This is a genomic window from Hydrogenophaga sp. (genome assembly GCF_041633695.1).
Taxonomy (GTDB): Bacteria; Pseudomonadota; Gammaproteobacteria; order Burkholderiales; family Burkholderiaceae_C; genus Hydrogenophaga.
The window spans coordinates 1-5,655 of record NZ_JBFJMY010000280.1 but is presented as its reverse complement, the minus strand read 5'-3'; the positions used below and the strand labels follow the sequence as shown (position 1 = coordinate 5,655).

General features: G+C 64.5%; 6 protein-coding genes and 1 tRNA gene. 5 read left to right on the top strand and 2 right to left on the bottom strand.

Annotated features, from left to right (window positions below; translation table 11 throughout):
* Nucleotides 1-212: 212 nt before the first annotated feature.
* A complete protein-coding gene (locus ABYB95_RS15950; protein WP_372659545.1) occupies nucleotides 213-914 on the top strand; it encodes a hypothetical protein in 702 nt (233 codons plus the stop codon).
* 96 nt (nucleotides 915-1,010) lie between these two features.
* Here the strand turns inward: ABYB95_RS15950 and ABYB95_RS15945 are convergent.
* Nucleotides 1,011-1,097, bottom strand: a tRNA-Leu gene (locus ABYB95_RS15945).
* Between the two features lie 38 nt (nucleotides 1,098-1,135).
* Here ABYB95_RS15945 and cysM point away from each other — a divergent pair.
* The 4 genes from cysM (at nucleotide 1,136) to ABYB95_RS15925 (ending at nucleotide 4,082) form a co-directional block, all read left to right on the top strand.
* Nucleotides 1,136-2,038 carry a cysteine synthase CysM gene (cysM, locus tag ABYB95_RS15940; protein WP_372659544.1) on the top strand — a complete coding sequence of 301 codons (903 nt, stop codon included), beginning with the start codon at nucleotides 1,136-1,138 and terminating at the stop codon, nucleotides 2,036-2,038.
* Nucleotides 2,035-2,586, top strand: coding sequence for an NUDIX domain-containing protein (locus tag ABYB95_RS15935; RefSeq protein WP_372659543.1), 552 nt, complete (start codon nucleotides 2,035-2,037; stop codon nucleotides 2,584-2,586). Before cysM ends, ABYB95_RS15935 begins: the two co-directional genes overlap by 4 nt.
* A gap of 199 nt (nucleotides 2,587-2,785) precedes the next feature.
* Entirely contained in the window at nucleotides 2,786-3,013 is a 228-nt protein-coding gene (locus ABYB95_RS15930; RefSeq protein WP_372659542.1) for a sulfurtransferase TusA family protein, read from the top strand.
* A gap of 49 nt (nucleotides 3,014-3,062) precedes the next feature.
* A complete protein-coding gene (locus ABYB95_RS15925; protein WP_372659541.1) occupies nucleotides 3,063-4,082 on the top strand; it encodes an NAD(P)-dependent oxidoreductase in 1,020 nt (339 codons plus the stop codon).
* A gap of 58 nt (nucleotides 4,083-4,140) precedes the next feature.
* On the opposite strand, the gene ABYB95_RS15920 is transcribed toward ABYB95_RS15925, so the two are convergent.
* On the bottom strand, nucleotides 4,141-5,655 hold a 1,515-nt coding region (locus ABYB95_RS15920), incomplete at its 5' end, for a class I tRNA ligase family protein (protein WP_372659540.1).

Sequence of the window (5,655 nt, the reverse complement as noted above, 5' to 3'; positions counted from 1 at the left end):
GTGGCGGCCGCGCCTTCCACGAAGCGGTCGGCGCTCCACACCAGCAGCGCCAGTCCGACAAGCAGAGCAAGAGAGGGCAACAGCATGGCGCAAGCAGAGGATCTGGGTTGGGGGAAAATTGTCTATTCTCGCAGGCTCAGCTTACCCTGAACGCACGCACCGCCTTCCGTCTTCTCACCCTTGGGCATCCTTCCTGGCCACGGTTTTTCAGCATGAACCCACCTCCTGAGCACGACACACCCGAACCCGCCGTATCCGGCTGGGTGTGGCTGCGCGAACGTGCCCTGGCGAGCCGTGTGGGCTTGAGTCTGGCGGTGATGGCTTTGATGCTTTTGCTGCTGTGGTGGTGGCGGCCCCTGCTGCTGCTGCCCGGCACGCAGGCGCTGGTGATGCAAGGGGGAGACCCCTATGTGCGGGCGCTCATGCGCACCATCTCGGCCAGCGAATCCAACGTCTTGCGGCCCTACCATGTGCTGCACGGCCACAGCTTTGTCTGGACGCTGGACGAACACCCCAACCGCTGCGAACCCATTGGCCGCGGCCCGAACCGGGGCAATTGCTCGACCGCTGCCGGGCGCTACCAGCTGTTGTATTCCACCTGGGTGGCGCTGGCCCTGCGCCACCACCCCAAGCGCATACCGGGCCAGACCGATGATGGCCGGTTGAGTTTCGAGCCGGTGTACCAAGACCTGGTGGTCCATGCCTGGTTGTCCGATACCGATGCCTGGCGCGCCGATCTGCCCGCTCTGCTGCGCCAGGGCAAGACGCAAACGGTGCTGCGGCGGCTTTCTGGCACCTGGACCAGCCTGGGCTACGGCATTGAAAGCAACAGCATGAGCCGCGAGCTGCCCAAGATCTACCAGCGCATGCTCAAGGACGAGCTGGAGCGTTTGCCGAGCGGTGATGGCCGGTGAAGCTGGACCTGCACCGATCTTTGGCTATTCGCTCGCGCTGGCTCGTTGCACCAAGAAAAAAGCCGCACAGTTTTGTGAACTGTGCGGCCTTATCTGTGGTGCCCGGGGCCGGAATCGAACCGGCACGCCATCTCTGGCGGGGGATTTTGAGTCCCCTGCGTCTACCAATTTCACCACCCGGGCAGAATTCGGGGAGACCGAAATTATGGCACAGTCGCAGCATGAATTATCCGACGATCGAAGATGCCATTGGCCACACACCGCTGGTGGCTCTGCAGCGCATAGGCGCCGAGCTGTGCCGCGAACGCGGCAACGTGATTTTGGGCAAGCTCGAGGGCAACAACCCGGCGGGGTCCGTGAAGGACAGGCCCGCTGTGTCCATGATCCGGCGTGCGCAGGAGCGGGGCGATATCAAACCCGGCGACACGCTGATCGAAGCCACCTCGGGCAACACCGGCATCGCTCTGGCCATGGCGGCGGCCATCAAGGGCTACCGCATGGTGCTGATCATGCCGGAGGACTTGTCCATCGAACGTGCGCAGACCATGAAGGCCTTTGGTGCCGAGCTGATCCTCACACCCAAGAGCGGCGGTATGGAATACGCCCGCGATCTGGCTGAAAAGATGCAGTCAGAGGGCAAGGGCCGGGTGCTCGATCAGTTCGCCAACCAGGACAATCCGCGCATCCACTACGAGACCACCGGTCCCGAACTGTGGGAGCAGACCGGCGGGCGCATCACCCACTTCGTGAGCGCCATGGGTACCACCGGCACCATCACCGGCGTGTCCAGGTTCCTGAAAGAAAAGAACCCGGCGGTGCGCATCATCGGCGCCCAACCCAGCGAAGGCTCGCGCATCCCGGGCATCCGCAAATGGCCGACCGAATACCTGCCCAAGATTTACGACCCCACCCACGTGGACGAAATGGTCTACGTGAGCCAGTCCGATGCCGAGGAGATGTGCCGACGCATGGCGCGGGAAGAAGGCATTTTTGGCGGCATCTCGGCGGCCGGTGCCTGCTGGGTGGCGCAGCAAGTGGCGGCCCAGGTGGAAAACGCCACCATCGCCTTCATCGTCTGCGACCGGGGTGACCGCTACCTCTCCACCGGCGTGTTTCCAGCATGAGCGCCCCGGCACCCTCTGGAGGCGGTGGCTTTCGTTTTTGCCCGGCCTGTGCCACGCCGCTGGCGCTGGTCGGCGCGCAAGAAGACGGCGGCTTCAAGCAGCGCCTGCGTTGCACGGCTTGCGAGTTCACCCATTGGAACAACCCGACACCGGTGCTGGCGGCCATCGTGCAGCTGGACGACCGGATCTTGCTGGCGCGCAACGCCGCCTGGACCAACCGGATGTTTGGTCTGATCACCGGTTTCATGGAGGCGGGCGAAACCCCGGAAGAGGGTATTCGCCGCGAGATCGCCGAAGAAACGGCACTGGAAGTGAGCGCGCTCTCGCTGGTGGGGGTGCACGATTTCCAGCGCATGAACCAGATCATCATCACCTACCACGCGCAAGCCCACGGCGAAGTGGTGCTGTCGCCCGAACTGGCCGAATACAAGTTGCTGGCGCCCGAGCAGATCAAGTGCTGGCCCGCCGGCACGGGTTTGGCCCTGGCCGACTGGCTGCGATCCACCGGTCACGAGCCCGCGTTCATGGAGTGGCCCACCAGCCGTTGAACGGGCTGGCGTGCGCCAATCCTGGGTTTGCAGAGGACCTGCTACAGGACCCACCGACCGCGTTGTGGTGAAATGGCGACGACATGCCTGCGGCATGGTGGTGCGCAAAAATCGTGGATTGACGGGGTTTTGTCATGTAACAAAACGTTCGTGCCGCCCCGTTTTTGCTTAAGATCAGGACAATTTTTTGGAAAATGGCATGAATATCAACAAAGAGTTGGACGCACGCGGCCTGAATTGCCCCTTGCCGATCCTGAAGGCGAAGAAGGCCCTGGCCGAGTTGACCAGTGGGCAAACGCTGCGCGTGGTTTCCACCGACGCGGGTTCCGTGCGCGATTTCCAGGCCTTTGCCAAGCAGACCGGCAACGAACTGGTGGAGCAACATTCCGCCGATGGCGAGCACGTCAGCGTGCTCAAGCGGCGCTGAGTCGGGCTTGGCGCGTTCGCTGAGCGACCCACGGAACCGACCCGGACCCATGGACGTCTTGTTGGTTGACCCGCTGGTGCCGGAGGCATTGGCCTGGCTCCAGGAGCGGCACGAGGTGGCGTTTCGTCCCGAGCTGGGCGACGATCCGGTGGCCTTGCGCAACGCCGCATACAAGACCCGCGCCATCGTCTTGCCCACCCATGTGGTGGTGTCCGAAGAGTTTCTGAACTTTGCGCCCAAGTTGCAGCTGGTGGCCCGCATGCAGGTCTCTAGCGACAACACCGACCTGGACGCCTGTGCGCGCCGCAATGTGCGCGTGGTGCAGGCGCGCAGCGCCACCGTGCGCTCGAACGCCGAATACATCTTGTACGGATTGCTCATGCTGTACCGCCGCGGCATGGTCAGCGCCTTGCTGGGCCGAGCGCTGTCGCAGGTGCGCATGGGGCGCGAGTTGGCGGGCAGCACGGTGGGCTTGCTCGGGCTGGCGCCGGTGGCCCACACCTTGGCGCCCATGCTCAATGCCCTGGGGGTGCGCCTGGTGGGCTACGACCCCGCAGTGCACCACGCCGCTCCGCTGTGGGGCAAGCTGGGCGTGGAACCGGTGACGGTGAACGACTTGCTGTCCAAATCCGACGCGGTTTCGCTGCAGGTGGTGTACGCCTCGCGTTTCCGTGGCTGGCTCAACGAGCGCTTGCTCAACCACTGCAAGCCGGGCCAGCTCTGGGTCAGCGTGAGCCGCAGTTCGTTGTTCGAGCCCGAAGCGCTGGCGCTGGCGCTGACCGATGGCCGCATCGACGCCTGTTTGATGGATGGGGCATCGCCCGGATTTGCCGCCGAAGGCACGCCGCTGCACGGTATCCCGAACCTGCATTTGACGCCCCGCCTGGGTTCGCACACCCGCGAGGCCAAGCTGCGCGCCAGCTGGTATGTGGCCTACCGGATCCACGAATCCTTGTCGCCCATGCACAGCCGGGTGGAAACGCCGATGAGCGATTTTTCGGTGCTCGACAGCCTGGACTATGTCGACACCATAGACCCGGGCGACAGCTCCCGCTCCGTCTTGGGCTGATGGGCTGAAACGGGCTGCGGGCGCGACCCAGCGCCCCGGGGTTTCACAGCCCGCAGGCTCAAGCCCCCAGACGGGCGCGCTGTTCCCGCACCTTGCTCAGCGTGTCGCTGAAACCGGCCACCCGCTTTTTTTCCTGTTCGATCACCGCCGCAGGCGCCTTGGCCACAAAGGCCTCGTTGCCCAGCTTGGTACCGGCCTTGGCGATCTCGCCCTCCAGCCGCGCGATTTCCTTGCTCAGGCGGGCCTTTTCGGCGTCCACGTCGATTTCCATGAACAAGCACAGGCGGGCCTCGCCCACCACCGCCACCGGCGCGGCCTGGGCTGCAGCGGCCCAGCCGGCCTCGTCGGCAAATACCTTCACTTCGCTCAGTTTGGCCAGGGCTTGCAGCACCGGTCCCGCGGTTTGCATGAAAACGTCGTCGCCCAGCACATACAGCGGCAAGCGCGTGGCGGGCGATACGCTCATTTCGCCGCGCAGGTTGCGGCAGGCATCTACCAGGCCCTTGAGCTTGGCGACATGGGCTTCTGCTTCGGGGTCGATGCGTTCGGGCTGGCTCACCGGGTAGGCGGCGACGCTGACCGATTCGCTCGCCCGGCCGGCTACCGGCGCCACTTTTTGCCACAGCTCTTCGGTGATGAAGGGGGTCACCGGGTGCGCCAGCCGCAGAATGGTTTCCAGTGTGCGGATCAGGGTGCGGCGGGTGCCGCGCTGTTGCGCGGCGTCGCCGGTGTTGATCTGCACCTTGGCGATTTCCAGGTACCAGTCGCAGAACTCGTTCCAGACGAAGTCGTAGACCGTGTTGGCCACGTTGTCCAGGCGGTATTCGGCAAAGCCCTTGGCCACTTCGGCTTCCACGCGCTGCAGGCGCGAGACGATCCAGCGGTCGGGCTGCGTGAAGCTGAGGTAGCCACCCGGCACGCAGGCGTCTGCACCGTGCTCCTGCAGGCCGCAGTCCTGGCCCTCGCAGTTCATCAGCACAAAGCGCGTGGCGTTCCAGAGCTTGTTGCAGAAGTTGCGGTAGCCCTCGCAGCGCTTGCTGTCGAAGTTGATGCTGCGGCCCAGCGAGGCCAGGGCGGCGAAGGTGAAGCGCAGGGCGTCGGCGCCGTAGGCGGGAATGCCGTCGGGAAATTCTTTTTCGGTTTGCTTGCGCACCTTGGGCGCGGTCTCGGGCTTGCGCAGGCCGGTGGTGCGTTTGTCCAGCAGCGGGGCCAGCGAGATGCCGTCGATCAGGTCCACCGGGTCCAGCACATTGCCTTCGGACTTGCTCATCTTGTGGCCTTGCGCGTCGCGCACCAGGCCGTGGATGTAGACGTGCTTGAACGGCACGCGGCCGGTGAAGTGGGTGGTCATCATGATCATCCGGGCGACCCAGAAGAAGATGATGTCGTAGCCGGTCACGAGCACGCTGCTGGGCAGGTAGAGGTTGTAGTCGTCGGTCGCGGCATCACCTGGTTCGGGCCAGCCCATGGTGCTGAAGGGCACCAGCGCCGACGAGTACCAGGTGTCGAGCACATCTTCGTCGCGCTTCAGCGTCTTGCCAGGGGCCTGAGCCTGCGCCTCGGCTTCGTTGCG